The organism is Bacillus sp. OV166 (assembly GCF_900177675.1).
GTDB lineage: Bacteria > Bacillota > Bacilli > Bacillales > Cytobacillaceae > Neobacillus.
In genome coordinates, this window is sequence record NZ_FXWM01000001.1 from 3,963,597 (window position 1) to 3,986,564 (window position 22,968).

The following is a 22,968-nucleotide window of genomic DNA, read 5'->3' on the forward strand; positions in this document are numbered from 1 at the left end:
GTATCAGTATTTACCAGAGATAGCTGTTCTTATTAAACAAACCTGCCCCGTTAGCATAATAAGGAATCCAACAAAAAAGGCGGTTAATCCTTCCTGGATCAACGCACCCGTTAGTTCGTTAAGGGTAAAGCTATTAAATCTTCTCGTAAGACTTTATTTTGCTCCAAAGTGCCTTATATTCTAACGAATTTGGTTCACACTTGCCTAATTCAACGAACACACTTATTAAAGACTTTTTTATTTCAATTTCTTTATCGGTTTGACTAAGTATATTTCTTCTATCTCTATACATAATGAGATTTTCTTTAAAATTTCTTCTTGCTTCTGTAAGAGAGTAATCCCCATTTGGGCCACCCCATACTTCATCTGCATATGGGTCGTCTTGTCCATCATCTTCCCAATTACAAAGTTCACATATATTAAAAATCCCACGCTCTTCTAATGTTGGAAAGCCACAACAAGGACACTTTTCACGTTTCACTAAAATCCCATCCTAATTGTTCTAATTAATTTTAATAATATTAAAATCTTTCTTTAAGGGTTAAACGTTCTTATTGAACTAATCTGCTTCGTTAGTTTAACAAGAAAAAGCTGCCTCATTGACAGCTATGATCTTAAACTCAAGCACCCGTTAGTGCAATAAGAATTTATATTTTTTTGAATTTTTTACTGTCTGGAAGTTTGGAATACATATCAAATAAATCCTTAACGGTTTGTTTGATGACTTCATCCCCACCCGTTCCATCTATTGGAGTATCAAGTCTTGCATAAATTATCATTAAAAGACTTTTAGCAAATGATTCATCTAACTGTTTAATTTTTCCCCTTACTTCTTCAATTTCAATAACAATACAAACACCTCCCAATAAATGTTCACTAACCTGCCAGTTGAACAAGTAAAAACCCTACGTCTTCATTTACTACGAAGGTTCTTCCAGGCTATTTTAATTACAGGTATAGAAAAAATAATAGTTACAATCCAGCCCATCAAAGCTACTGCCATACTTATAATTGCTGGTAGCCAAGAAATTAGAATTATCTCCCCAACAACATAATTAAGTGTCCACTCTACCGAATCAGCAACTTGCACTAATAGCCACCCTGCTGTAGCCCCTAGTATGTAAATAATCGTTTTATCCATCACAGCCTCCTATGAAGTCACTTTACTTTTTCGTATTGTAACAATGTCATTCTTAAACTATACTGCCCCGTTAGTGGAATAACGAAAGAAGGCTGCCGAGGCAGCGGAATGGTTTCTATGCTAACGCACCCATATAGTTCAATAAAGAAATTGAATAAAAATTTTCTTTATCCCTTTTTATTCTTAACTCTTTTGTAAAGATACTCACCACCCCAGCCTGCAACTAATGCTATTGGCAATATAATAAGGATGCGTTTAGGATTATTCTCTTCAAGTAGCCAGTCTAATTTAAAAATATACCCAATACCAAAGATAAACCCAATAGTCAAAATTGCAAAAAAAACTTTAATAAAATATTCTTTCATATGTAGATTCCTTTCTTTCGCTTGAAGTATCTATTAAGGAGGAATTTTGTATAGCAGTATATTTTACAAATCCTTGTTCAACTATCCTGCCCGTTAGTAGAAAAGTGGTTATTCTAAATACTCGCTGGCTAGATTAGGGTTTAGATACCTAGCCATTCCTGTTTTAATTCTCTTTAATCCTAATTTCTTATAAAAGTCCTGATTTCCAGAGGTAGAAATTAAATGAACGCACGATACATTACTTAGCTTATCAAGTAGATATTCCATAATTTGTCTTGCTATCCCTTGTTTTTGAAATTCTGTATGCACTATAACGTCATAAATTGCAGCATTAAAAACACCATCTGTCATCGCCCTACCAAATCCAATAATACGACCATTTACTGTAACCAATGCTATGACATTACTTGCTTCGAAAACTTGTTTGATAATCTCTTTTGTATGCTTTGTCCAACCGACAGAAGAATAGATTTCCTTCATTTCATCAAGATTCACTTTAGAAAAATCACTATGTATTCTTAAATCCATAAAACCCCCTCCTTACAATACTATAAGTATTTCTCCATTATTGTTGATTGCACCTTCTTTAAGTAACCTGCCCCGTTAGTGCAACAAGAAAAAGGACCGCCGCAGTAGCCTTGCCTTACTCAACTCAAGCACCCTTTAGTTTAAGTACATTTCTTCACAATAATCTTTTTAAGTATTTGGTTAAATTATTAAAAAACACCATCCAAATTAACTAAAAAAACAGTTTGGCAACCAATAGTCAAACTGTTTTTTGTTTATTTTTATCCATCTAATTTTTTATATGATTTAACCATTGGTCTGAAATTATTTCAACCCAGTCCCTAAAAGTATTGCAATTGTCGATTTTATAAAGTGTATATTCTGGATAGTTTTCATATGGAGTAATGAAATCAAAAAAGTGGTCAGCAGCAAACATAAGAACTTCGCCTGTTTGTTTGTGGTACATTGTAATATTTCCATTCGCTTCGAAAGCGAATGATATAAATTCTTCAGGTTTTACTTTTACTTCTATCGCTTCTTCTTGACACATTTCATTAAAATAGTCTTCAAACCCAATAAATCCAATTTGTGTATCCTCAAAGGTTAATGCGTTATTTAAATTAATTAGCCAAGTATCTTCAGGTTCATTCCATCTTTCAGTTATCCCACCGAAATTTTTTAGTAAGAGGATATGGTCAGGATGAAGTGTCTTATCAATCTCAACTTCTGTTCTGGGTTCTAAACAAAGCCAACCAAATGATTTGGAAAATTGGTTTGTCCAACCAAACAATTGATAATTTTGATTTTCATATTTGATTTTTGTAATTCTTGCTTTTTTAAGTAGTTTTGTTAAGGAAGGGAACTTTTCTTCAAATTCTTTAGAACAAATAAATGATTTTTCATCAATTACTTCTATTTTTTCGTTATCACTAAAAAACCAAGATATTTCATTTGAAAAATCCGCCAAATCTTGACTCATCCAATTCACCCACTATTATCAAAAATATAGTACATCATTCATTTATATTAAACTTTTTGGTTACAATTCCTAGTCGCTGTACAGATAAAGAATGTTTTCCATATTGTTATTCCACTAACCTACTACCGTTAGTGGAACAAGAAAAGCTGCCAAAATGACAGCTCTGATCTTAAACTCTTGCACCCGTTAGCTTAATAAGAGGTCTTTTAGTTTGTAATTGATTTTCCAAGAATTTCACTTAAATCTTTTTGTAATTCAGCATCGGAACCAATGTAGCTAACAATAATTTTCCCTATATGATAATAATGTGGTTGGTCTATCGGTTCAACTTGTGCATTACCGATGGTAGAACCATCTTTAGAAATCATTTCTGAATCTTTTTTGGCTTTTTTAACATTCTTATATTCATAAATTGCTAATCTTTTCCCATCGGCTTCATAGTATGTTGGATATACAGAAAAGAAAGTATGTGGGGTTGTACCTTCCTCAATTTCTGGTTTGATAACAGTATATCCTCTGTCTTTTAATGATTGTATGAACGTTTCTGTTTCTAGAGATTCATACTCTTCGTTATTTGTACATCCCGATAAAAATAATAAAGTGATAAGAATCAAAAATACTAAATTGAATTTCCGCACTTTTCCCACTCCTTCATAATATTTATTCCATAAAAGGTAGGGGTATTCCTGCCCAAATCTTATTGAACTAAACTGCTTACGTTAGTGGAACAAGAAAAGGGCTGCCGCAGCAACCCATTCTTGAACTCTTGCACCCGTTAGCTGAAGAACCAATGGTACACAATTTTTAAAACCAATCAGGTGTTTTACTATATGATTCTTCTAGCTGATGTAAATCGTATCCCAGTTTCTTAAAGTAATTGATCTTTTCATCTCTTGTTAAAAATAAAAGGTTGTCTGGTTTTTGATAATCTGGCACCAGCATTTTATCGAAATAGTTTACGTCAATATTTTCATTCCAGGGTCTTATCCCATTAAGAGCTTCTGCCAGTTCTTTTAATGAGCTATCAGAATATGTACCACGTGTTATCCGACGTAAATAATTTTTGGGTTGCCCCTTAATCACCTCTTCAACCTTAACTACAATACTCTTGTTTCCGATGATTTTCCAAGTGTGATTATCCAGGGATTGCGAGGAGATTGGTAATATCGAAACAACATTTTTATTAATAATATTATGAATTTCTACTACTTCATTAGAAACTAAATCAAATAAACAACATATCGGTAAACCAAGATCACCTTTTTTTATTATTTGACCAAAACTAAAATAACCATTTTTTAATGGAATGTAAAAAATATCGCCTACAACCCATCTTTGTTTTTTCGGTCTTTTGAAATTCTTTACCGACTTGATTACCTCTACTATTTCAGAATTCTTTATTTCAATAATAACCAATTCATTGATTATTATTGCAGCCTCAACTATTATTTCGCCATTTTTTGAAGTTATAAAAATTCCGTTAGTTTCATAATCAATTTTTAATTTTTTAAAAGAATACTCCATTCTGTCTTTTAATTTTTTCTTAATGAAAGTGGCTGCTTCTAGACTGGTTTCAAATCCGAAAAATTCTGCCAGGTCTTCGTTTATAAAAAAATCACTCGAACTCGCATCAGGAAAATAAATTGTTAATGCCCCGATTTTTATTTCCAAGTAAAAACATACCTTTCTTTTTTAAACTAGATATTATACATATACGCTTAGTTTATAAGATAATCCTTCTTCAACTATCCTGACCGTTAGTACAATTAGAAAAAGCTGCCTCAATGACAGCCTTGATCTTCAACTCTCGCACCCGTTACTTGAATAAGAGTTATTCAATTTGAAGGTATTGTTTTGTGACAAGTGTGGTCTGATATAAGAGAACAGGTTGTTCTTTAATTAGGTTCTTTAAAGCCTTAATGCTTGTTATAGGGGAGGCATAATATTTGATGTTTTTCTCTAGTCCATCAGCAAGTTCTTCTTTTAGGACTTCATTAATATCAACAATATCTGTGTTTTTGCCGTTAAGTTCAAAATCAAATCTCAAACGAACATTTCCATCAGTATATTTAGGGTATTGTTCATCATTTAAATCTTTAATTATGTATCCCAGATTAAAGTAATAACTAGATGAGTAGCTTGATTTTTGCAACCCAAGTACAACCATTAATTCATTACTTTCTATATAATAGCAACTTCTTCTTTTGGTCATTCCGTTAGAAATAACTATTTCTTCTACAATCTCTTTAAACTCCGCAGTTTCCATTCGTAATCTCCTTTTTGTTCTTTTAGGACAATTATTCTATGCAAACTCGTCTATTCCTTCTTTAACTAACCTGCCACGTTAGTGGAACAAGAAAAAGAGCCGCAGCTACGACTCTTTGTTAAACTAAAGCACCCTTTAATTCAATAAGCGAGATGAATAAGTTGCAAAAAGTGACCTGCATTTTTAATGCCTCATTTCCTCATAATCTGTACTTAGAGGTGAAGCATATAGATTAATAAATAATATGTAAACTGGATACAGAATGACAGACCCATAAATCAGAAGGCTAAATCTCGGAAATAGTGTTACTCCTACATTAATAGGAAAAACAACAGGGAAAAAAGAGAAAAAAAGAATAAAATATGGTACCCACAAAAGGAGTGACAAATAGCTGTATTTTCTACTTATAGTCCATTTTTTTGTTAAGTAAATGAATAAAATTGTCGAAAGTAGAAGTCCAATAACATTAATAGCAGCAATTACAATGTAAACATTATCCCATTCCCAGCCAGTTAACATACTAATATGAGATACATTTATTATGAGTTCGATTGCTATAAACAACGCTATAGCGTATAAGGCACTAATAATATTTAACTTTATAAAAAACTTCATCATATACCTCCTTAATTAAGAAACATCAACACCTCTGAGTTAAGTTCTTTATTCAATTATAATCATTCTTAAAGTAACCTGCCAGTTAGTTTAACAAGAAAAAGCTGCCTCAATGACAGCTATGATCTTAAACTCAAGCACCCGTTAACTTTAGTACAATACTTCACAATCAGCTAAAATCTCACTGATTGTTTTGCTTTATTAGTTTAAATAACCAACTAAATAACTTTATTACTTCAACAAGCACGAAACCAAACAATATCGCCTTTAAGAAAAAGAGGTTATCTGAAGTGAGGGTCAATTTTCCGGTTCTTAAATAGTGGGTCAAATAACCCAATACAGCACCACATATAAGCCATAAAATGTGTTTCAATCTTTCCAAGAGATATGTTTTCATTTGTTTCTCCTAGCTGCTTCTACAGCACAATTGATATTAAGTTTCATAACAATTAAATAATAATTGATTTTTTGGATAATTATAATGGGAATTCAATCCTATGTAGTTAAATCCTTTTCACTAAACTGCCCCTTTAGTGGAGCAAACAAAAAAAAGCTTCCATAGCAGCTACCATTGTTCAACCAACGCAACCATTAGCTCGATAAGAAAACTTATTATAAGGGGTTACGTTTAGGGAGAGAAAAAACGAATTAATAGATAAATAAGTTGAACAAATAGCCTACTAAATCACACGTAAAAAAAGGGGGTGTTATTCGCCGCCATCATCTCCCCCATCATCATTGTCCTCGTTATCAATACCATCGATGATTCCATCATTATCATTATCATTGAAAAAGTCCTTAATGGTATCTAAAAAGCTTTTTTTCTCACTTTCATTTTCATTAGAATGATAACTACTCATAAAATTTTGTAGTGTGATTACTTGAACAGACTGTTGTTTATTTCTCGAAACAAAGTAAAGAAAAATAATAACTATAATAATTATTAGGAGTAATATTAGAGCCAGAATCACAAATTTATTCAAATTAGCAACAACCCCTTACTTGTCCTATATTAATGAGTATGAAATTTTCGTGCTTTGATTACAAATTTTTACAGGCTTAAAAAAAAATGCTGTTGCGTTTAACAACAGCGTTTACCTACTACCTTAGATATAGAATATCTTCAATCTTAAATTCCTTATCCCTCATACCAAACTGTTGACCAGAAAAATCCTTCTTCAACTAAACTGACCGTTAGTCAAAAAGAGTTCCTGCTTATTACATAAACGCACCCTTTTAGTTAGCTATCCGCTTTTGCTCCAAAAATATAAATTCCTATGATACTGTCATCTACTGTATTTACCAGTAATACGATTTTTTCGGCAAAGTTGTAAAAAGAACGAATTGTAATGGAATCCCTTAAGTCTTCTTGTAGCTTCCAGCCTACTGGCTTTAAAAAAAATGGTCTATTTTTTTGAAAACTTTCATTCAACAAAAACTGCTGAATACGCTTGTTCTCTTTCAGTTCTAATGGATTAACTGATTCCTTTTTGATTAAAAAATACTTAAGATTCCTTGGTCCTGTCGATTGCTCTGATTGGGTACCCCTATATAAATCTGATACCACAGGATAATACCCTTTGGAAAGCAAACTCTTAACTAATTCTTTTGATTCTTTTTTTAGCTCTGATAACTGTATTTCCTTAAATTTCCCCTGAACAAAAAATTCCTTTACAACTTTATAGTGGGGAACCAACTCTTTCATAATAACTTCCTGCAACCACGGGTTCATATCCTGGAACACCAGAACAGATTGGTGATCTTCTAGTATCACTTCAGGAGCTGCATAAAAGAAACAAATCACACTAATTTCATTTAAACTTTTTTCTGATTTAATCAATCTGACACTTTGGTTTCTCATCCTATTATAAAAATCTTCTTCATCGTCCTCATCCTCAAATAGACTGTCGAAGTCCCCCTCAGCAATTTCCTCAATCCATTCAAAAGGATATTCCTTTTCTTCTCCTTCATAAACTTCCTCCACTGAGGCATACAATGTCCAACCAGTTTGCCGTCTTCCTTTAAAACTGTTTATTTTGTTTAATAAAGATATACCAACTTTACCTGTTATTGAAATGAACAGGCTAATTAACTTACCTGCCAAAATATATCACCATATTCCGATTTTTGTTTTTTCTTAATCAAATGTAATTATTTAATATTACTAAAAATAGTCACAAATCCCAAAAGGAATATTATTAATTTATTATTTGTTTAATAATGCACTGATGCCCTTTTAGTGCATTAAGAAAAGCCGTCTTTAATGGGCAATCGTATCTTCAAGTAATGCTACCCGTTAGTTGAACAAGAAAAACCCTAGCTTTTAATCTTTTTTATCCCTTTTGCCTTTATCACTGAATAGCCAATTGAAAAAGATAAATAACAAAACCAAAATTAAAGAGTGAACACCGTTATCAATCCAATTAAACGAATTAGAGCTAAAATAATCTTTCAAAATAAAGTAAATATAAAATAATATAAACAAAATCACATAGGAATAATTACGAAATATTTTCATATATCTCCACCCCCATTAATTGTCACAACAATTAATATTCAACCTCAGTTTATTATTCCCTGCAAATCACTCTTATTGAAGTAACCTGCCCCGATAGTTTAAGTACAACATTTCACAATCTTTTTTGTGAAAAAAGAAAAAACGCGACCTCCTTCTTGAAGTATCGCACCCGTTAGTTGAAGAAGAAATCACTTCCAATTTTCAAGTCTCTTTTCAATTAATTTTATTACACTATGAGAACCTATAAAATCAGCAATTTCATATCCAGTTTCTGTTTTCTTAATATTACACACAGCAACTTCATTTTCATTTATATAAACTGAATACAATGTAAATATATCATCAATGGAATATAAATAATTTCTATAAATTTCGTCTTTTTCGTCGGCAATATTCTCTATCACTTTTAAGGTTATTTCTGGTACAGGCATACGCATTCCCCTTTAACTACTAAATATTATCTTATTGAAGAATAGCACCCGTTAGTTGAGAAGGGAGATTCTAATTTTTACTACCCTTGGATAATTCTTCACGTAATTTTTTTATCTCTTCTGTTTGGTCTAATATATTATTATTCACTTTTCTTAAAGCATCATAAACCGCAAAAATTCCCGCAAATACTAAGAAACCGACCAGTAAATCCATTTTAACACCTTCTTCATTTAATATATTAAATTAATAATAACCTAATTTGGGTAATCCTGTAATAAGAAGTTGGTCTTTGTTAAACTAAACTGCCTCTTTAGTTCAATAAGAAAAGCCACCTGAATAGGCAGCTGAACTTTACCCTTGTACCTGTTAATAGAAAAAGGTAAAGAAATCTATTTTCTCTTACATATATTAATCGTTAGTTCCTAATACATCTGTATTTGGAGGTTCATAACCCATCTGACGTATCATAGCTACAATTTGTCCCTTGTGGTGAAATTCGTGAGTTATAGTATGCATTATTAATTTACCAGGGGTAAATGTTATAATTTCTGTTTCATCTCTCCAAGGAATCTTTCTTTGAATTGGCTCAGATAATTGCTTTCCGTGTAATTCAAATACCTCATTTACAAAAGAATCAACCTGTTCAAAGCGTATTTTTATATCGTCCAGTTTCAATTTCTGTCGTTCATCCTTTGGTGTAATTGGCTTCTTTGTTTTTAATAAAACAAATGAGCCGAGCCACGCAATATAACAATCTGCTATGTGAACCAATGAGTCTCGCACACTTTCCCAACCGTATCCATTTTGGCGAGTAAAATCATTTTGATTAAGTTCCTTACAATAGTCTAGCAGCGTTAATCGTGTCTGACGAACCCATTCATATTCGTTTTGATGAAACATCATCTATACACCCACTTTCTTATAATGATAATACTTATTCTAGATATGTAAAAATAAACCTTCTTCCACAAACCTGCTTCGTTAGTTCAACAAGAAAATGAGGATCGCCGCAACGTCCCCATCTTTAACTCTTGCTCCCGTTAGTTCAATTAAACTTACTAAAGTGTAATCATCTTATAGTATCATTGTCACCAAGATGTTCAATTTGCTCTAAAATCCAAGGATTATCTCCTTCCTTAGAGTAACTTGTAAAATACGTTTTATTAATTTCGATCAAATTCCAAACCATTGGTTCTTTGACCATTATTTTTATTTCCTTCTTACCTGAATCACTGTTGGGGTCAAATGCTATTATCCAGGCTTTTTTATAATCCTTTGAATGGGCTTTTTTAACTACATACAAGTCGGAAGATGTTGATGAAAAAGGACCTCCACAAGCAGTAACAATCAAAAGGAAAATAATAATTAATAAACTTGGAATCTTTCTCATTGATTCACCCCAAAAAATTATTGTTTATAACCAATGTATTACAACAAAAATCCCTTCATTACCTCTTCCAATAACCTGCTTCGTTAGTTCAACAAGAAAAAGCTGCCTTAATGACAGCTCTGATCTTAAACTCAAGCACCCGTTAGCTAAATAAGAAAGATTATGACATCTTGAAAATGCTATTAAAATAATCACGCCAATAATCAACCAACCATTTATTATATTTATGATACATATGTACCAGTTTCTTAACCTCATTAGAATGGATTATACAACCTCTATCGTCATACATATGAAATATTAAGTCCTTCTCGGTGCTAATGAAATAAACAGACTGACCAATTGAAGGTTCACTTCCTTGTTCATAATTACCTATTCCTTCAAGAATATCCTTGTAAGTAATAGACTTTACTTGTGAGTATACAAGTTTCACTTTGTATTCCCGTTTTATTTCAATTGTTTTACCCGTTATTTCATCATAATCCTCATCTAAATCGAACAAAGTTTCTACTTCAATATTTTGACCTTTTAATAAATCATACAAGTATTCTGGAGTGGTATTCCCAAACATTATATCCTCTTTTATTTCCCAATCTTTTATATAAACATATATATAATCTTCGGGATGGAACACATCTTCAAACAATGTAGTAACTCTTGTAACAACTTGATTGATTCTTTCATCAGATCCATTTTCAAAGGGCTCACCTAGTTCAAACCTTAGATGTACATCGCTTGTTAGATTAGGAAAATTTCTTTCTATGTACTTGAATATTCTATCCTTCATTGGAGTTACTCCCTTAATTAAATAATTAATAATTTCTTGTCTACTTTAAATTCGATACATCTGTATAAGCTTCCTTGTTCAGCTAAACTGCCCCGTTAGTGGAATATGAAAAGTATTATTTCTTGATTTGAAGCAATACTTATTGTTAGGGAAAATCATCTAAACAAATTAGATTGTTTATTAATTCATTCAATATAGTTTACGTTATTATCTTGGCACCATTTAATCGCAATTTCTTTAAAACACTCGTCACGATAGGAATACCATTGATCCTCGATTTCAAAATCTATTATTTGGTCTTTAAATCTTCTAAAGGCACCTTTTCCCTTAATGGATCTTAATAATATATCCTGCTTTCTCTGGTCACTGATAGTTAGGCAAAAGTCTTCCATAATTTCATATTCATTGACTTCATATTTTGTTGGTAACTCTATGTAATTCTCAAAATTTTCAACAACATCATTTGCAACCATTAAATTTTCTTGTTGCCACTCAGGTAAATGATCGAATGGTTCTTCATTTTCAGCAGCTCTCAAGTCCTCCGATGTTACTAACACTATTTCACCAGTAGTAATATTTAGTAATGAACGTGACTCTTCAAACTGTATTTCCATTTCTTCAATTATATCTTTTAGCTTTACTTGAATGCTCATAATATAGCTCACCTTCCATTATCGATCTTAAACTCTTGCACCCGTTACTTTAAGTACAATACTTCACAATCTGCTTTGTTGAACAAACCAAAATAGGCGATGCCTTGTTTAAGCATCGCACGCGTTAGTTCAAATAGTTTTACCATTCTCTCCATTCTTCAGTTATGTCTTCTTCAGACTCAAAGCCAGCTATTCGTGCTGCTTCAGTAATAAACTCATATAGTTCTTCTCTCTCCATTGTCTCAATAAAGTAATCATAATTTTCATTTAGTTCATTTAAACTGATAACTACTTTTTTAACACATTCTAATATTTCTTCCTCAGTCGGATTTTCTCTAAGAACTTTTAGGCTATTGATGTATGAATCAAGAACCTCATTAGTTGCATTTATATTTTCGTCAGTAAATAGGTTATCATCTTCATCCATTCTTTGTTTCCATACTAGCGTTGGTTTGTTTTTAGTTAACTCTTCAAAAGTCATATTATCCTCCAAATTTTTTACTTCTTGTTTTGGATCTTCCTCACCCTCGGCGGATTTCTTGTTTTCGCTACAAGCCCCTAAAACTACAACTAAAACAGATGATAAAATAGAAATTAATAATAGCTTTTTCATAGTTGTAAAACCCCTATTATGTCTTATACAAAAACAATTATAAGTGAACTTTTTGGAAAATGGTACAAACTCTTTTATCAAATTTCACTTTAATTTTTCTTATTAAACCGCTCCGTTAGTTGAACAAGCACCTTCTCTTCTATTGCACATTTTCCTCGAAATACGTAGTAATGTTATTCATATTTATTTTGATTTCATTTATAATGAAATCAATAAATTCAAGGGAGAGATCAGAAAAAATTATGATAGATATTCTTTGGTATTGCTACTTAGTAATTTTAGCAATTGCTGCTATTGCAATACTCATAACTGGCTATAAAAAAACTCTTGGTATAATAGATTTTCTATTTTCCGTAATTACTTGGATAGGTTTATTTGGTTACATTACTAATACACAGATTCTTACTCCTCTTGTATGGAAATTTGTATTTGTAATTGGTTTGATATGGGATGTTTATTTTAGTTTCAAAAAGTTCAATGAAGAGGTTGAAGGTGACGATGATACACCTCAATCCATTAAACTAGCAATTATCGGAATTACATTAATTTTCTTAGTTGGACCTTTATATTTCGGCTTATTTAATTATGCGTTTAAATAAAGTGTTTATTTTTTCTCTGTCACTAATACTATTATTTTAACCACTACCAGAGTACCCCACAAGGGTACTTTGATCATTTTCTGAGACTTTATTTTGCTCCTTCACAATATGGTTCAATTCGAAATAATAAGACTTTCCTAATGAATTAACCTGCCACGTTAGCTGACGAAGGGACCGCCGCTGCAATCCCTGTTCTTGAACTCTTGCACCCGTTACTTTAAGTGTAATCATTAACATACTTATTTGCATACAAGCCCTCATTCGTTCATATATTTATATCAATGTAAATGGGGGGACATCAATTATGAAAGTAGTTTATGTTAAAAATAAATCATTTGAAAAAATATTCAATGTAGCTTTTGCTATTTATATTTTTATATTGTTCGTAGCAAGTTTTTGGGGAATAAGTGTGTTCTCTCCAAGAATTCAAGCAGATTTCAGTGGGGTGTCTCATAATATTATTCCTCAAAATTTTCATCAATTTAACCTTGATACTTGGCTTTTTAATACAGTTGGAAACATACTTATATTTTTACCTTTAGGTATATTACTTCCTCTAACTTTTGACAAAATATTTCGATTGCCCCAAGTTATTTTTATATCAATTATTTTAAGTTTAACTATCGAAGTAGCACAATACCTGACTAAATTAGGGGTATTTGATATTGATAAAACCATTTTAAATTTATTGGGATGTGTATTAGGCTTTTTTGCTTTAAATCTTTTTCGTAACCCAACTCCCCAAAAATAGTGAATTGTTTATTGTACTAACCTGCCACGTTAGCTCAATAAATAAAAAATGCCACCCAAAGGGAGGCTACTGCAAAACAAAAGATTTTATTTCTGAAGCACAATATGTAGAGAAAAAGCAAAAGGGTGAAACACTACCAGTGGAGGGTGCTCACCCTTTTTACATTTATTTTTGGACTTTTGCAGTGCCCTCAAAGGGGCGGTAGCAATTTATAAGTTTCTTATTTAAGTATTGTAATTCTTTTATGGAGCAATAAAGAAAGCAAGGAAATTAAAATCCCACTAAGCAATACCCATCCTTTTATCTCATATGAAATAATTACAATAAGTTCCCAAAAATTTTCGGGACCAGAATTTGAAGAATTACTGTATGGATAACCGAAAATCAAAGGAATAAGCCCAAAAACAGTTAGTAGGATGCCAAGTATCAATAAAAACAAAGATATTTGTTTCATTAGACACCTCCTTGTTTTCATAATTTGACTGAAAATTCAGTCGTATAAACATTAATTTTTTCTTGCTCTACTAACCTGCCCCTTTAGTTGAAGAAACAAAAAGCTGCCATTGGCAGCTGGATATTCAAGTAAAGCACCCGTTAGTGAATCAAAATTGTTTTAATACCTCCTTCGCCTTAATTTCTCACCCTCTGAAGGTCTTTCTGCTAATCGAATTAAGTCGTCTAAAATGAATTATTCAACAATCCTGCCATTTAGTTGAAGAGAAAAAAATAAAATCACCCGTAAATATCAAGTCCAACTACATTCTCATCATTATCATCAACAACTAAGATAATTTGTTTTGCAAATGTACTAAAAGCACGAATTGTCACTGATTCTTTTAAATTATCATCTAATTTCCATCCTGTTGGTTGAAGCAATATTGAACCACTATCAGTAAAGAAAGAACTCATTAAAAACTCTCGTATCTTTTCTGTTTCTTTAATATGTACTGGGTTTATCGATTCTTGACTTACTAAATAGTATTTCAATTTTCTAGGCTTAGTTGCCAAATTAAGATTTTTTGTGCGATATAAATCAGGAACAACTGGATATATTCCATTTGAAAGTAAATCTTTTAACATTTTTTTCGACTCTTTTTTTAGACACATTACGTTTATTTCTTTTAGCTTCCCATCAATGAAAATTTGCTTTACATCTGAATAATGAGGAACCACTTCACTCAATATAGTTTCTAAAGCATTGTCATTTGGTGTTGGTAATGTTGTTAGGGAATCTTCACCTAAAATTAAATCAAAAGAGGCAAAAAACTGGCAAACAGGGCTCACTTCATTTAATTCAACGGTTGAATCCAATCTCTTGATATTTAATTCACCATTATCGCTATTCAATTGGAATGGTGGTTCATCAATTTCTTTAAGCCATTTAAACATTATAACTCCTCAATTAACTTAAATTATATATTTATTCCATTATATACCACATATCAGACAATTTCCTTCTTCAACTAACCTACCCCGTTAGCACAATAAGAAAAAGCTGCCGCAACGACAGCCCCTATTCTTCAACTCTTCCACACGTTAGTTGAACAAGGTTATAATTTTACTTTTATTAATCTTATAATTTCACAATTACTAAATCATCAATATTTAGTTCTTTAAAATAAACAAAACAATACTTCTATGAAGATGAACGATGCAATTAAAGTTAACCAGCCAATTTTATTTGTTACTTGCTTCTGGAGGAATTGGATTTTAGACAAAATAAACGAAACTCCAAAAAATAATATAATAGCATACAACGTTTCCAGCCAAAACGATTCACCAAGTTTTCGAAGGAAAATAAATATTAACACAAAAGAAATACCTCTAGCTACATTTTCCCATTTTTTCAAGTTAACTAAACCGCCTTTATTATTAGGATGCATTTATACTCTATAATAATCGATTTAACACACCAAAAATATTGGGAATTACCCCCTCTTTTCATCTAACCTCCGTTACTTAAATAAGAAAAATGCTTTACTCCTTGTTAGAGGAAAGCACCGGTTAACTTAATAAGAGCTTTAGATATGAAATACTTTTAATTTACTCCAAGTCGATTTCCAATTCTTTTTTTTAATACGTTCTTCGCAAATTTCCACTCGTTCTTTCGTTTAATAGGAGTTGGCTTCACCTCTAAATTACCAACATCACTAATTCCACAAGGGGCAGTTAATATCACATTGTCCTTTACATCTAATTTTACTCCTAATGCTGTCGCTGTTTCAGGAAACTTTGATATAGCATCAACAGAAGAAGAATAAGGAGGCATTTTACTTTTAATGTGCATTCTTGCTTCATTCTTAATTGACCAAGGAATGTAGGGATTAAGGGTTTTAAGTTTTTCTTCAAGTTTCTTTTCTTCTAATTCATTAATATTATTTGGTTCAAAATAGATTACATCAATATCTGGGATAAGAGTTCTTTCACTGAAATCGTGTAATGTATCCCATATTTTTGAACGAACAAATCCAGCACATATCCACCAATCAGGTAAATCTAATGTATTTGCAGATTTTAATATTTCCATCATCCATTTATCTTCACTAATAACCGAAATAATCTTTTCCTCATTCATCACTATAAAATTACTCCTTAAAATATGTATTACATTAATTATTCTTTAATCTTGAATGCAAATCCTTCTTCAACTAACCTGCTTCGTTAGTTAAAAAAGAGTAGTCGCTTGAAATGGCAGCCGGAACTAACCCTTTAGTTGTAAATGAAATTTAACATTTCTTTTCCCATTGCTTTAGTAATTCAATAATTTCTGGTTGGATATGATCATCCCAACCTTGTTTTGCTCTTTCTAAACAACCATCCATCTTTGCTCCGTTTTCTAACAAATATGAAGCAATGTCAATAAAGCCGAAATAACACGCAATTAACAACGGTGTCCTGCCTAAACGGTCACATAGGTTCAAATCAGCACCTTGATGAACCAATTGTTTTATAAATTCAAAATTATTGCTATGAACTGCCCAGTATAAAAGACTTTGACCTTGAAATTCCTCATTTACATCGTGTGTTTTTAAAAATTTATTTAGACCTTCACTATCTTTTCTATGTAATAAATCGGAATAATTCATTAGTAACCAGCCTCTTTTCTTAATTACTGCAGCCCCTTCAAACTAAATCCTACCATAAACTTCACCTATCTTATTAAATTAACCTGCTTACGATAGTTGAAGATTGCCGTACTGTATCAAATTTTATAATCAGGTCAATAATTCCTCTAAAAATAGAATTTTTAGGGAGAGATGTATTTTGCTATTATCAAAAAGCCTGGGAAATTTATGAATCTGATAAACGAATTGAAGGGTTCTCCCAACAGACTTTAAAGGCCTATAAACTTCAAGCGTTGTTGGTGATACGGTATTTTGAGGATGTAAAACTCGAAACCATTACTACTATCAAATTAAAAGAATACTTGGCAAAGTCAAGTGAAAATCTAAAGCCATCCAGCTTAGCTCACCGTATACGTTTTATAAAATCACTTTTCCGTTGGTCACACGAGGAAGGACATATTTTAAAGAATCCGGCTGCTAAATTAAAAGAACCTAAAGTAGGAAAACGAATCCCCAAATTTTTAACGGAAAGAGAAATCGAATACTTAAGGGAAGCCTGTGACACTCCTATGGAAAAGGCATTATTCGAATTTATGTTTTCAACAGGTTGTAGAATAGGTGAAATTGTTTCGCTAGATAAGAACAGGATCAATTGGTCAAACCGATCAGCGATTGTTCTAGGCAAAGGTGCTAAAGAAAGAGAAGTATATTTTAATATTCGTTGTGAAATTTGGCTTAAACGGTACTTAGATAATCGTCAGGATAATGATCCGGCCATTTTTGTTACAGAACGTAAACCACATAGAATGAGCATTGCTCAAATGAGATACATTGTTAAGCGGATTTCTGATAGAGCAGAGATTAGTAAAGTAATTCATCCACACCAACTAAGACATAGCTATGCAACACATTTGTTGAATAATGGAGCACCTCTTGATGTTATCCAAAGTCTACTTGGTCACCAGAAGAGCGAAACTACAAAAATTTATGCCCAATTAAGTGGTAGTCTTAGACAAGAATTGTATAGAAAATATTTTTAATCAATGGCTCAAATATGTACAAAAGCAACACCTTTAAAGAGTGTTGCTTCGTTTAACTCTTTTCTAATAACCACCAAAATGGTAACGGGGTGTTAAACTCTTGCACCCAGTTAGCTTAAGTACATTTCTTCACAATATCCTCGTAATGCGACACAACCTTCCTAACCATTTTTATCTTCATTAATAAAATTAGACTAGTTTTAATATGATGGTAAAAAGGGTAAGAAAGGATGATGGCTTTGAAAAAATATTTGTTTTTCATTATGTTATTCGGTCTTTTTTTTCCTATTTGCCAAAAAGTATCATTGATAATTTTATATATAATTTACTCACGAAATTCAGTATTAATTGGACCTTTAAATATGGGTCTCGATAGTATGATTAATCTATTTATATCTCTCATTGCAGCAATACTTACATATTTCTTTACGAATGTTTTTCTAAATTGGGAAAGTAAAAAAAAATGAACAATTTGAGTATTAATTTATTATTGCCCTTCCTTCTATTCACTTCCCTACGTTGCATTTTGTTTCAAAAACGCATTAATGCGTTTTTTCTTATTAAACTAACCCCCAGTTAGTACAATAAAAAACGGGATAGCCGCAGCCATCCCATCTTTAACTTCATTGTAGAAGTAATGCATCTTAGTTTACTTACACTTATTGATATTGCTTCTTAATATTGGTGGTCCTAATTTTTCATTCTTTGAGTTAGAAAGACGTACCTGCACTTTTACATTTTCCATCTTTGCTGTTATTTCATCAAATCTTCCTGCCCAAGTCGGACTATCTATTTCTGGAGTAGGGTAAAGCCTGAAACGCCAACTAATTTCACTTGGTATAAAAGCGAATCCTTCATAACTGTCGTAATTGCCATAAGAGGAGGGCTTAGGAAGGTGAACTCCAAGGATACTTATATTTGTTCGTACGAAACCTGGCTCACGCAACCGTACTTTATAAATTAATGCAGTGCCCTTTGCATTTTCAAGTTTCTTATCTATCGGTTCCAAGACCATACTGCAAGGGAAGGTTGCTGCCTTTGATGGTAAAGGATAAATACAAAAAATTGAGATGATAAATATGCTTAAAATAAATCGTTTCATATTGCACCTCTAACATTTTTTTGTTTAATTTACCCTTATTTTGTTCTAAATATTGATACTCCTTCTTAAAGTAACCTGCCCGTTAGTGAAACAAGAAAAATAAGACCGCCGCAGCGATCTTCATCTTTAACTTAAGCACTCCGTTAGCTCAATAAGAAAAATGGATTGTTGTAACTATCTAATTTAAAAAAACAAACCAAATAATATTGTTATTAGGTTTATAAAAAGAATAGTAATACCAGGAAGGATAAAACGCTCCATACATAGTCTTTTCTTTTAATTGTGTTTATAAAAATCATTGTTATCGCAATAATTGAAACAATTGAATACAAGTATCCTGAAATATTAGAAATATAGTACCCGTATGCTAATGAATTAACTATAAAAATATGATACAACAAACAACTAAAATCTTTTCTGACTTATTTATAGGTATCTTGTTGTTATAATCCCACAAATATTATTGATTAAATTCATAAGACCAAAAGAGAATAACTACCTTCTAGCCACTTTTTTTATTAGTTAACAAGATATCTATTGATTTATACCTTATAATATAAGCATTAGGAATATAATTGCAGTAAGAGGTGAATTGTAATATGGGAAATATACAAAATACTTTTGGATTAAACAATTTCAAAACAATGAAAGAAACATCAAAAGCAGTTGAATTCAAAAATATTGTAAACGATGAAGTAATTTATTTACTTCCAAATAAAGAGATTACTATTGTTTTAAATCCAAAAACAGTAGAAGAAAATAACGAACTAAAGAAAAAATCTACGGGGTTAAATCATAACACAGCTTTCCTAGAATTCCCCAAGAGAGAGCACACTGGTAATGGCCCGATTTGCTTTGGGTATGCTTATAAATTTCAATCAGATGAAGAATTAGATGTTTTTTTACGTGAGTTAAATAAATATCATAGTTGTTCCACTAAGATGGAATTATAAAGGGAATTTTAATTAGCTTGGACAGGACAACTTCTAACCATACCATTTAATAAATGGTGTTTATTTCTTTCAGTGAGTGAAAAATCAGTAATTCGCATTATATTTTTAGCAAGATAAAAATGACTTTTTCATTAGCAGCTTTTAATTTACACTCAAAGAAATGTTTAATATACTAGAATGTACTTATTCAAAACTGTAACGATAAAGAATTTAGCTAGGAGGACGATTTCACCTACTTGGTTTGAGTTTCAGTTAACCCAGAAAATAAGAACACTCCCTTTAAATACCGTCGAAGGGAGTGTTCTTATTTTTGGGATAACTATGTAAAATTGCTTGTCATTTCAGCTTTAAATTTCAGAGTTCAAAACGAAACCCCTTAATATAGATATTTTAACGTGTTCTATTATTTTTAGGATTTATAATCTTTTTTGCAGTTTCCACATCTAAGTAATTTTCACGTCTCCAACGTATAGGCGGTTTTGGATCAATTGCTGGTTGAGCTGGTGAAGTAGCTGGTGTTGGTGGTTGCGAACTACTATTTTGTTGAGAATTACTACTACTCATTTCTTGAGCCTCCATTATTGATTGTTTTGATTTCTTGGGTATTCCTATCTTTTTGAATATTTGTTTCTTGCTTTTTAATTATTTCAACTTTTTGTGTATTGGCATCGTCCTTAAAAAAGCTAGGTACGTAACAAGAAACTGTCAAAAGGGTTGAAATAACTGATAAGATAATAAGACGGTTAACGGTACCCATTGTGGCGGTTCTTATTTCATTCACTTCATAATTATGAGCTGCGGCTTCAACATAGTAATCATAAATCTCATTTTTAAAATGACTTTCCGCATCTGTATTTTGAGATGGGTAGTTAGAATAATAATTTTCTAGGTATTTAAAACGGTTATTTAATACTAATGGGTTAGGTATAAAACCATAATTTTTTCCATAAATATGGATAAGCAAGAAAACAATTATTAACAAATTTAATATGAGTGATATAATGCCCAATATAGAAAGTGGCCAAAAGAATATTGTTTGTTTCAAATCGTTTATATTCTGTATGCAATAAATTAAAGCCGACATCAATATAGTCACGATAGTTAAATTAGTGGTAAAGCGATTCATTAACAGTTCTTTCGATTCCAGTTCTTTATAATACATTTCTTTAAAATATTCAAATCGTTCTTGCATAATATTCCCCAAATTCCAAAATTTTGATTTTACTAAATAAGTATAACTGAATAAGTTATTAAAATAAATACTTTTTGGTCTTCATTTTCTATTAATTCGTGAAATAATCAATTAAGTTTTTAATTGCCCGTAAAAAAGACTAAGACCAATTAAAACAATTCTTCTGTTAATAAAAGGAATCTGGGTCCACAACCCATACAACCTTACTTTAACCAATATCAATTTGCTAAACTCCCCCATAAGGATGAATTCAAGTTTTAATTTTTAAGTGGGTATGTGATGTCTTTGTCCTTATAAAAATAGCATTTGAGCATTAAAAAATTTTCCAAAATCGAAGTCTTTAGTAAGATTTATGTGACTATCTAATCAAATTAAGTGGTATGTTTAGCTAGGCAGTTAATTAGCGAAAAAACCAACTTTTAACTTGGTTTTAAATCTAGATAAGAACTTAACTTATGCACTAAATATGTATTCAGGCAACGCATTTTTGATTAAAAATATATGAGATCAAGAAAGTATTAAAAAAAAAAAGCCTGAATCGATAATTACTTAAGTTATCATCGATTCAGGCTTTTTTCTTGTTCAAGTAACGCACCCTTTAGTTGAAGAACATTATTTGTTTAAAATAGGACTGTTTGTGATTGATTTTCCAAGAACATTTTCTAAATCCTTTTCTAATTTTGTATCTGACCCAATATAGCTAACAATGATTTCCCCTTTCTGGTAAAAATGAGGAATATCTATCGGTTCCACTATTACACGTCCGATTCTTGTGCCATCTTCAGATATTGTTTTTGATTCCTTTTTAGCTTCTTTTTCATTTGGAAATTCATAAATAGCTAATGGTTTACCATCAACTTTGTAGTAAGTGGCATTAACCGAAAAAAGACGTGGACCAGAACTATTTCCAACTCCCATTTCAATAACTGTATGGTCTTCCTCTTGTAGCTTCTGTATCAAATTTTCAGATTGGCTAGTAGTACCTGTACATCCTGATAAAAATAAGACGATTAAAATAAAAAAAGTGAATTTTTTCATAGTACAACCCTCCCATATTATAAATAGTTTTCTCTAGGAGGATTATGACATTTTTAACTAAACTGCCAGTTAGTGGAACAAGAAAAAGGGTTGCCGCAGCAATCATTTCTTCAACTCTTGCACCCGTTACTTTAATAAGCACACGAAGGGCTAAACCTAACAAGTGGTTCATTTATTTGTTAAATTTCTTAATTTCCTCAGTTAATATGTTCAATTTTTCTTCAATCCTGTTAAGTTGATTGCTTCGTTTCTTATTAGAACGGAAAAATGAAACGACTATGATAATGGCTAATGCTAAAAAACCCAAATTTATTAGCTGAAATATAACGTCTCCTACATTTATTGATGAACTATTCATTATGTTCGAACCCTCCAAAATAAAAATTGCTTATAACAGTTTATCACATTTGTTGTTCAACTAACCTGCCCCGTTAGTTGAATATACAAAAAAAGCCGCTATTTGGCAGCTGAACTTCAATTAGCACCTTTGTGATAAGTCTAATAATCTATTAACAATATAATGTAAAAAAAATTATATATAGTCCATAATGTTACTGTATCAATTAGAAGGAAAAGAAATTGACAGCACTAAATTTATGTGGGATATTCAATTCACAGAAGATTAAGGATTGCTGAGTAAATAGATTAGAGAGCAATCACCAAACAAAAAGGCAAGGGAGAAATTACAATGTATCCTATTTCTATAGAGAAATTTGCTGAGAGATTTGTAAGAGAGAATAAGGGTGAGAATAAACAAAAAGTCATTAATAATTTAAAAAGTGCGTTAAATCGGAAAGAAAATGGAGCCACTTGTATCGTGTGTAGTCAACCAATTTGGGTGATTGGTTCCGCTATTACTGGAACTGATATGTGTTTTTCCTGCACAACAGGTGAATCAGATTCTTCCGATGATTATGAGATTGATAAAGTTTGTAATATATAAATAGTACACAATAAAACCA

General features: G+C 31.6%; 32 protein-coding genes and 1 pseudogene. 5 read left to right on the plus strand and 28 right to left on the minus strand.

The window, feature by feature from the left end:
- Positions 1-133: 133 nt before the first annotated feature.
- The 18 genes from CCK98_RS19410 to CCK98_RS19505 form a co-directional block, all read right to left on the minus strand.
- Positions 134-481, minus strand: a complete 348-nt coding sequence (locus CCK98_RS19410; protein ID WP_088088082.1) for a CPCC family cysteine-rich protein — start codon at positions 479-481, stop codon at positions 134-136.
- A gap of 166 nt (positions 482-647) precedes the next feature.
- Positions 648-896 carry a hypothetical protein gene (locus tag CCK98_RS19415; protein ID WP_088088083.1) on the minus strand — a complete coding sequence of 83 codons (249 nt, stop codon included), beginning with the start codon at positions 894-896 and terminating at the stop codon, positions 648-650.
- A 17-nt stretch (positions 897-913) separates the two neighbouring features.
- Positions 914-1,141: a hypothetical protein gene (locus CCK98_RS19420; RefSeq protein ID WP_088088084.1), complete on the minus strand. Its 228-nt coding sequence runs from the start codon at positions 1,139-1,141 to the stop codon at positions 914-916.
- A 167-nt stretch (positions 1,142-1,308) separates the two neighbouring features.
- Positions 1,309-1,506, minus strand: coding sequence for a hypothetical protein (locus tag CCK98_RS19425; protein ID WP_088088085.1), 198 nt, complete (start codon positions 1,504-1,506; stop codon positions 1,309-1,311).
- A gap of 108 nt (positions 1,507-1,614) precedes the next feature.
- Positions 1,615-2,034 (minus strand): GNAT family N-acetyltransferase, encoded by a 420-nt coding sequence (locus tag CCK98_RS19430; protein WP_088088086.1) that lies wholly within the window; start codon positions 2,032-2,034, stop codon positions 1,615-1,617.
- 268 nt (positions 2,035-2,302) lie between these two features.
- On the minus strand, positions 2,303-2,992 hold the full coding sequence (locus tag CCK98_RS19435) for a hypothetical protein (protein ID WP_088088087.1): 690 nt from the start codon (positions 2,990-2,992) through the stop codon (positions 2,303-2,305).
- 206 nt (positions 2,993-3,198) lie between these two features.
- On the minus strand, positions 3,199-3,630 hold the full coding sequence (locus CCK98_RS19440) for a hypothetical protein (RefSeq protein WP_088088088.1): 432 nt from the start codon (positions 3,628-3,630) through the stop codon (positions 3,199-3,201).
- Between the two features lie 166 nt (positions 3,631-3,796).
- Complete coding sequence (locus CCK98_RS19445; RefSeq protein WP_088088089.1) at positions 3,797-4,663, minus strand: Imm26 family immunity protein; 867 nt, start codon at positions 4,661-4,663, stop codon at positions 3,797-3,799.
- Between the two features lie 160 nt (positions 4,664-4,823).
- Positions 4,824-5,258: a DUF4304 domain-containing protein gene (locus tag CCK98_RS19450; protein WP_088088090.1), complete on the minus strand. Its 435-nt coding sequence runs from the start codon at positions 5,256-5,258 to the stop codon at positions 4,824-4,826.
- A 1,322-nt stretch (positions 5,259-6,580) separates the two neighbouring features.
- Complete coding sequence (locus CCK98_RS19465; RefSeq protein ID WP_088088093.1) at positions 6,581-6,856, minus strand: DUF5385 family protein; 276 nt, start codon at positions 6,854-6,856, stop codon at positions 6,581-6,583.
- 257 nt (positions 6,857-7,113) lie between these two features.
- Entirely contained in the window at positions 7,114-7,977 is an 864-nt protein-coding gene (locus CCK98_RS19470; protein WP_088088094.1) for a hypothetical protein, read from the minus strand.
- A gap of 602 nt (positions 7,978-8,579) precedes the next feature.
- The gene (locus CCK98_RS19480; protein WP_088088096.1) at positions 8,580-8,822 is read right to left on the minus strand and encodes a hypothetical protein; all 243 of its coding nucleotides are present in this window, start codon (positions 8,820-8,822) and stop codon (positions 8,580-8,582) included.
- A gap of 70 nt (positions 8,823-8,892) precedes the next feature.
- On the minus strand, positions 8,893-9,036 hold the full coding sequence (locus tag CCK98_RS35515; RefSeq protein WP_179195862.1) for a hypothetical protein: 144 nt from the start codon (positions 9,034-9,036) through the stop codon (positions 8,893-8,895).
- 195 nt (positions 9,037-9,231) lie between these two features.
- Positions 9,232-9,726 carry a DinB family protein gene (locus CCK98_RS19485; protein ID WP_256942410.1) on the minus strand — a complete coding sequence of 165 codons (495 nt, stop codon included), beginning with the start codon at positions 9,724-9,726 and terminating at the stop codon, positions 9,232-9,234.
- A gap of 166 nt (positions 9,727-9,892) precedes the next feature.
- Entirely contained in the window at positions 9,893-10,213 is a 321-nt protein-coding gene (locus CCK98_RS19490; protein WP_088088097.1) for a hypothetical protein, read from the minus strand.
- A 160-nt stretch (positions 10,214-10,373) separates the two neighbouring features.
- Entirely contained in the window at positions 10,374-11,000 is a 627-nt protein-coding gene (locus CCK98_RS19495; protein WP_088088098.1) for a DUF3885 domain-containing protein, read from the minus strand.
- 185 nt (positions 11,001-11,185) lie between these two features.
- On the minus strand, positions 11,186-11,653 hold the full coding sequence (locus CCK98_RS19500) for a UPF0158 family protein (protein WP_088088099.1): 468 nt from the start codon (positions 11,651-11,653) through the stop codon (positions 11,186-11,188).
- Positions 11,654-11,792: 139 nt separating this feature from the next.
- On the minus strand, positions 11,793-12,134 hold the full coding sequence (locus tag CCK98_RS19505) for a hypothetical protein (RefSeq protein WP_088090471.1): 342 nt from the start codon (positions 12,132-12,134) through the stop codon (positions 11,793-11,795).
- 374 nt (positions 12,135-12,508) lie between these two features.
- Between CCK98_RS19505 and CCK98_RS19510 the strand changes: the two genes are divergently transcribed.
- A complete protein-coding gene (locus CCK98_RS19510; protein ID WP_088088100.1) occupies positions 12,509-12,865 on the plus strand; it encodes a hypothetical protein in 357 nt (118 codons plus the stop codon).
- Between the two features lie 36 nt (positions 12,866-12,901).
- On the opposite strand, the gene CCK98_RS19515 is transcribed toward CCK98_RS19510, so the two are convergent.
- Positions 12,902-13,114, minus strand: coding sequence for a hypothetical protein (locus CCK98_RS19515; protein ID WP_088088101.1), 213 nt, complete (start codon positions 13,112-13,114; stop codon positions 12,902-12,904).
- A 55-nt stretch (positions 13,115-13,169) separates the two neighbouring features.
- On the opposite strand from CCK98_RS19515, the gene CCK98_RS19520 reads away from it, so the two are divergent.
- On the plus strand, positions 13,170-13,616 hold the full coding sequence (locus tag CCK98_RS19520; RefSeq protein ID WP_088088102.1) for a VanZ family protein: 447 nt from the start codon (positions 13,170-13,172) through the stop codon (positions 13,614-13,616).
- 220 nt (positions 13,617-13,836) lie between these two features.
- On the opposite strand, the gene CCK98_RS19525 is transcribed toward CCK98_RS19520, so the two are convergent.
- The 5 genes and pseudogenes from CCK98_RS19525 to CCK98_RS19545 all read right to left on the minus strand — a co-directional run bounded on the left by CCK98_RS19525 (position 13,837) and on the right by CCK98_RS19545 (position 16,702).
- Positions 13,837-14,070, minus strand: coding sequence for a hypothetical protein (locus CCK98_RS19525; protein ID WP_088088103.1), 234 nt, complete (start codon positions 14,068-14,070; stop codon positions 13,837-13,839).
- A 278-nt stretch (positions 14,071-14,348) separates the two neighbouring features.
- Positions 14,349-15,005, minus strand: coding sequence for a hypothetical protein (locus tag CCK98_RS19530; RefSeq protein WP_088088104.1), 657 nt, complete (start codon positions 15,003-15,005; stop codon positions 14,349-14,351).
- Between the two features lie 224 nt (positions 15,006-15,229).
- Entirely contained in the window at positions 15,230-15,466 is a 237-nt protein-coding gene (locus CCK98_RS19535; protein ID WP_142292180.1) for a hypothetical protein, read from the minus strand.
- A 171-nt stretch (positions 15,467-15,637) separates the two neighbouring features.
- A pseudogene (locus CCK98_RS19540) lies at positions 15,638-16,191 on the minus strand (nucleotidyltransferase family protein).
- 151 nt (positions 16,192-16,342) lie between these two features.
- The gene (locus CCK98_RS19545; RefSeq protein ID WP_088088106.1) at positions 16,343-16,702 is read right to left on the minus strand and encodes an ankyrin repeat domain-containing protein; all 360 of its coding nucleotides are present in this window, start codon (positions 16,700-16,702) and stop codon (positions 16,343-16,345) included.
- 152 nt (positions 16,703-16,854) lie between these two features.
- On the opposite strand from CCK98_RS19545, the gene CCK98_RS19550 reads away from it, so the two are divergent.
- The gene (locus tag CCK98_RS19550) at positions 16,855-17,721 is read left to right on the plus strand and encodes a tyrosine-type recombinase/integrase (protein ID WP_088088107.1); all 867 of its coding nucleotides are present in this window, start codon (positions 16,855-16,857) and stop codon (positions 17,719-17,721) included.
- A 649-nt stretch (positions 17,722-18,370) separates the two neighbouring features.
- Here the strand turns inward: CCK98_RS19550 and CCK98_RS19560 are convergent.
- Complete coding sequence (locus tag CCK98_RS19560; RefSeq protein WP_088088109.1) at positions 18,371-18,823, minus strand: hypothetical protein; 453 nt, start codon at positions 18,821-18,823, stop codon at positions 18,371-18,373.
- Between the two features lie 599 nt (positions 18,824-19,422).
- On the opposite strand from CCK98_RS19560, the gene CCK98_RS19565 reads away from it, so the two are divergent.
- Positions 19,423-19,776: a hypothetical protein gene (locus CCK98_RS19565; RefSeq protein WP_088088110.1), complete on the plus strand. Its 354-nt coding sequence runs from the start codon at positions 19,423-19,425 to the stop codon at positions 19,774-19,776.
- Between the two features lie 390 nt (positions 19,777-20,166).
- On the opposite strand, the gene CCK98_RS35520 is transcribed toward CCK98_RS19565, so the two are convergent.
- The 3 genes from CCK98_RS35520 to CCK98_RS19575 form a co-directional block, all read right to left on the minus strand.
- Complete coding sequence (locus CCK98_RS35520) at positions 20,167-20,340, minus strand: hypothetical protein (protein ID WP_179195863.1); 174 nt, start codon at positions 20,338-20,340, stop codon at positions 20,167-20,169.
- The gene (locus tag CCK98_RS19570; protein WP_088088111.1) at positions 20,333-20,968 is read right to left on the minus strand and encodes a hypothetical protein; all 636 of its coding nucleotides are present in this window, start codon (positions 20,966-20,968) and stop codon (positions 20,333-20,335) included. Before CCK98_RS19570 ends, CCK98_RS35520 begins: the two co-directional genes overlap by 8 nt.
- A gap of 612 nt (positions 20,969-21,580) precedes the next feature.
- Positions 21,581-22,006 (minus strand): membrane lipoprotein lipid attachment site-containing protein, encoded by a 426-nt coding sequence (locus CCK98_RS19575; protein ID WP_088088112.1) that lies wholly within the window; start codon positions 22,004-22,006, stop codon positions 21,581-21,583.
- A gap of 688 nt (positions 22,007-22,694) precedes the next feature.
- Between CCK98_RS19575 and CCK98_RS19585 the strand changes: the two genes are divergently transcribed.
- Entirely contained in the window at positions 22,695-22,949 is a 255-nt protein-coding gene (locus tag CCK98_RS19585; protein ID WP_088088114.1) for a hypothetical protein, read from the plus strand.
- The last annotated feature ends 19 nt before the right edge of the window (positions 22,950-22,968 follow it).

Excerpts from the sequence above, each read along its gene's own strand:
- CCK98_RS19420 (WP_088088084.1), bottom strand. The coding sequence starts at position 1,141 with ATGGATAAAACGATTATTTACATACTAGGGGCTACAGCAGGGTGGCTA.
- CCK98_RS19425 (WP_088088085.1), bottom strand. The coding sequence starts at position 1,506 with ATGAAAGAATATTTTATTAAAGTTTTTTTTGCAATTTTGACTATTGGG.
- CCK98_RS19430 (WP_088088086.1), bottom strand. The coding sequence starts at position 2,034 with ATGGATTTAAGAATACATAGTGATTTTTCTAAAGTGAATCTTGATGAA.
- CCK98_RS19435 (WP_088088087.1), bottom strand. The coding sequence starts at position 2,992 with ATGAGTCAAGATTTGGCGGATTTTTCAAATGAAATATCTTGGTTTTTT.
- CCK98_RS19450 (WP_088088090.1), bottom strand. The coding sequence starts at position 5,258 with ATGGAAACTGCGGAGTTTAAAGAGATTGTAGAAGAAATAGTTATTTCT.
- CCK98_RS19480 (WP_088088096.1), bottom strand. The coding sequence starts at position 8,822 with ATGCCTGTACCAGAAATAACCTTAAAAGTGATAGAGAATATTGCCGAC.
- CCK98_RS35515 (WP_179195862.1), bottom strand. The coding sequence starts at position 9,036 with ATGGATTTACTGGTCGGTTTCTTAGTATTTGCGGGAATTTTTGCGGTT.
- CCK98_RS19485 (WP_256942410.1), bottom strand. The coding sequence starts at position 9,726 with ATGATGTTTCATCAAAACGAATATGAATGGGTTCGTCAGACACGATTA.
- CCK98_RS19490 (WP_088088097.1), bottom strand. The coding sequence starts at position 10,213 with ATGAGAAAGATTCCAAGTTTATTAATTATTATTTTCCTTTTGATTGTT.
- CCK98_RS19495 (WP_088088098.1), bottom strand. The coding sequence starts at position 11,000 with ATGAAGGATAGAATATTCAAGTACATAGAAAGAAATTTTCCTAATCTA.
- CCK98_RS19500 (WP_088088099.1), bottom strand. The coding sequence starts at position 11,653 with ATGAGCATTCAAGTAAAGCTAAAAGATATAATTGAAGAAATGGAAATA.
- CCK98_RS19505 (WP_088090471.1), bottom strand. The coding sequence starts at position 12,134 with ATGACTTTTGAAGAGTTAACTAAAAACAAACCAACGCTAGTATGGAAA.
- CCK98_RS19510 (WP_088088100.1), top strand. The coding sequence starts at position 12,509 with ATGATAGATATTCTTTGGTATTGCTACTTAGTAATTTTAGCAATTGCT.
- CCK98_RS19515 (WP_088088101.1), bottom strand. The coding sequence starts at position 13,114 with ATGCAAATAAGTATGTTAATGATTACACTTAAAGTAACGGGTGCAAGA.
- CCK98_RS19520 (WP_088088102.1), top strand. The coding sequence starts at position 13,170 with ATGAAAGTAGTTTATGTTAAAAATAAATCATTTGAAAAAATATTCAAT.
- CCK98_RS19525 (WP_088088103.1), bottom strand. The coding sequence starts at position 14,070 with ATGAAACAAATATCTTTGTTTTTATTGATACTTGGCATCCTACTAACT.
- CCK98_RS19530 (WP_088088104.1), bottom strand. The coding sequence starts at position 15,005 with ATGTTTAAATGGCTTAAAGAAATTGATGAACCACCATTCCAATTGAAT.
- CCK98_RS19545 (WP_088088106.1), bottom strand. The coding sequence starts at position 16,702 with ATGAATTATTCCGATTTATTACATAGAAAAGATAGTGAAGGTCTAAAT.
- CCK98_RS19560 (WP_088088109.1), bottom strand. The coding sequence starts at position 18,823 with ATGAAACGATTTATTTTAAGCATATTTATCATCTCAATTTTTTGTATT.
- CCK98_RS19565 (WP_088088110.1), top strand. The coding sequence starts at position 19,423 with ATGGGAAATATACAAAATACTTTTGGATTAAACAATTTCAAAACAATG.
- CCK98_RS35520 (WP_179195863.1), bottom strand. The coding sequence starts at position 20,340 with ATGAGTAGTAGTAATTCTCAACAAAATAGTAGTTCGCAACCACCAACA.
- CCK98_RS19570 (WP_088088111.1), bottom strand. The coding sequence starts at position 20,968 with ATGCAAGAACGATTTGAATATTTTAAAGAAATGTATTATAAAGAACTG.
- CCK98_RS19575 (WP_088088112.1), bottom strand. The coding sequence starts at position 22,006 with ATGAAAAAATTCACTTTTTTTATTTTAATCGTCTTATTTTTATCAGGA.
- CCK98_RS19585 (WP_088088114.1), top strand. The coding sequence starts at position 22,695 with ATGTATCCTATTTCTATAGAGAAATTTGCTGAGAGATTTGTAAGAGAG.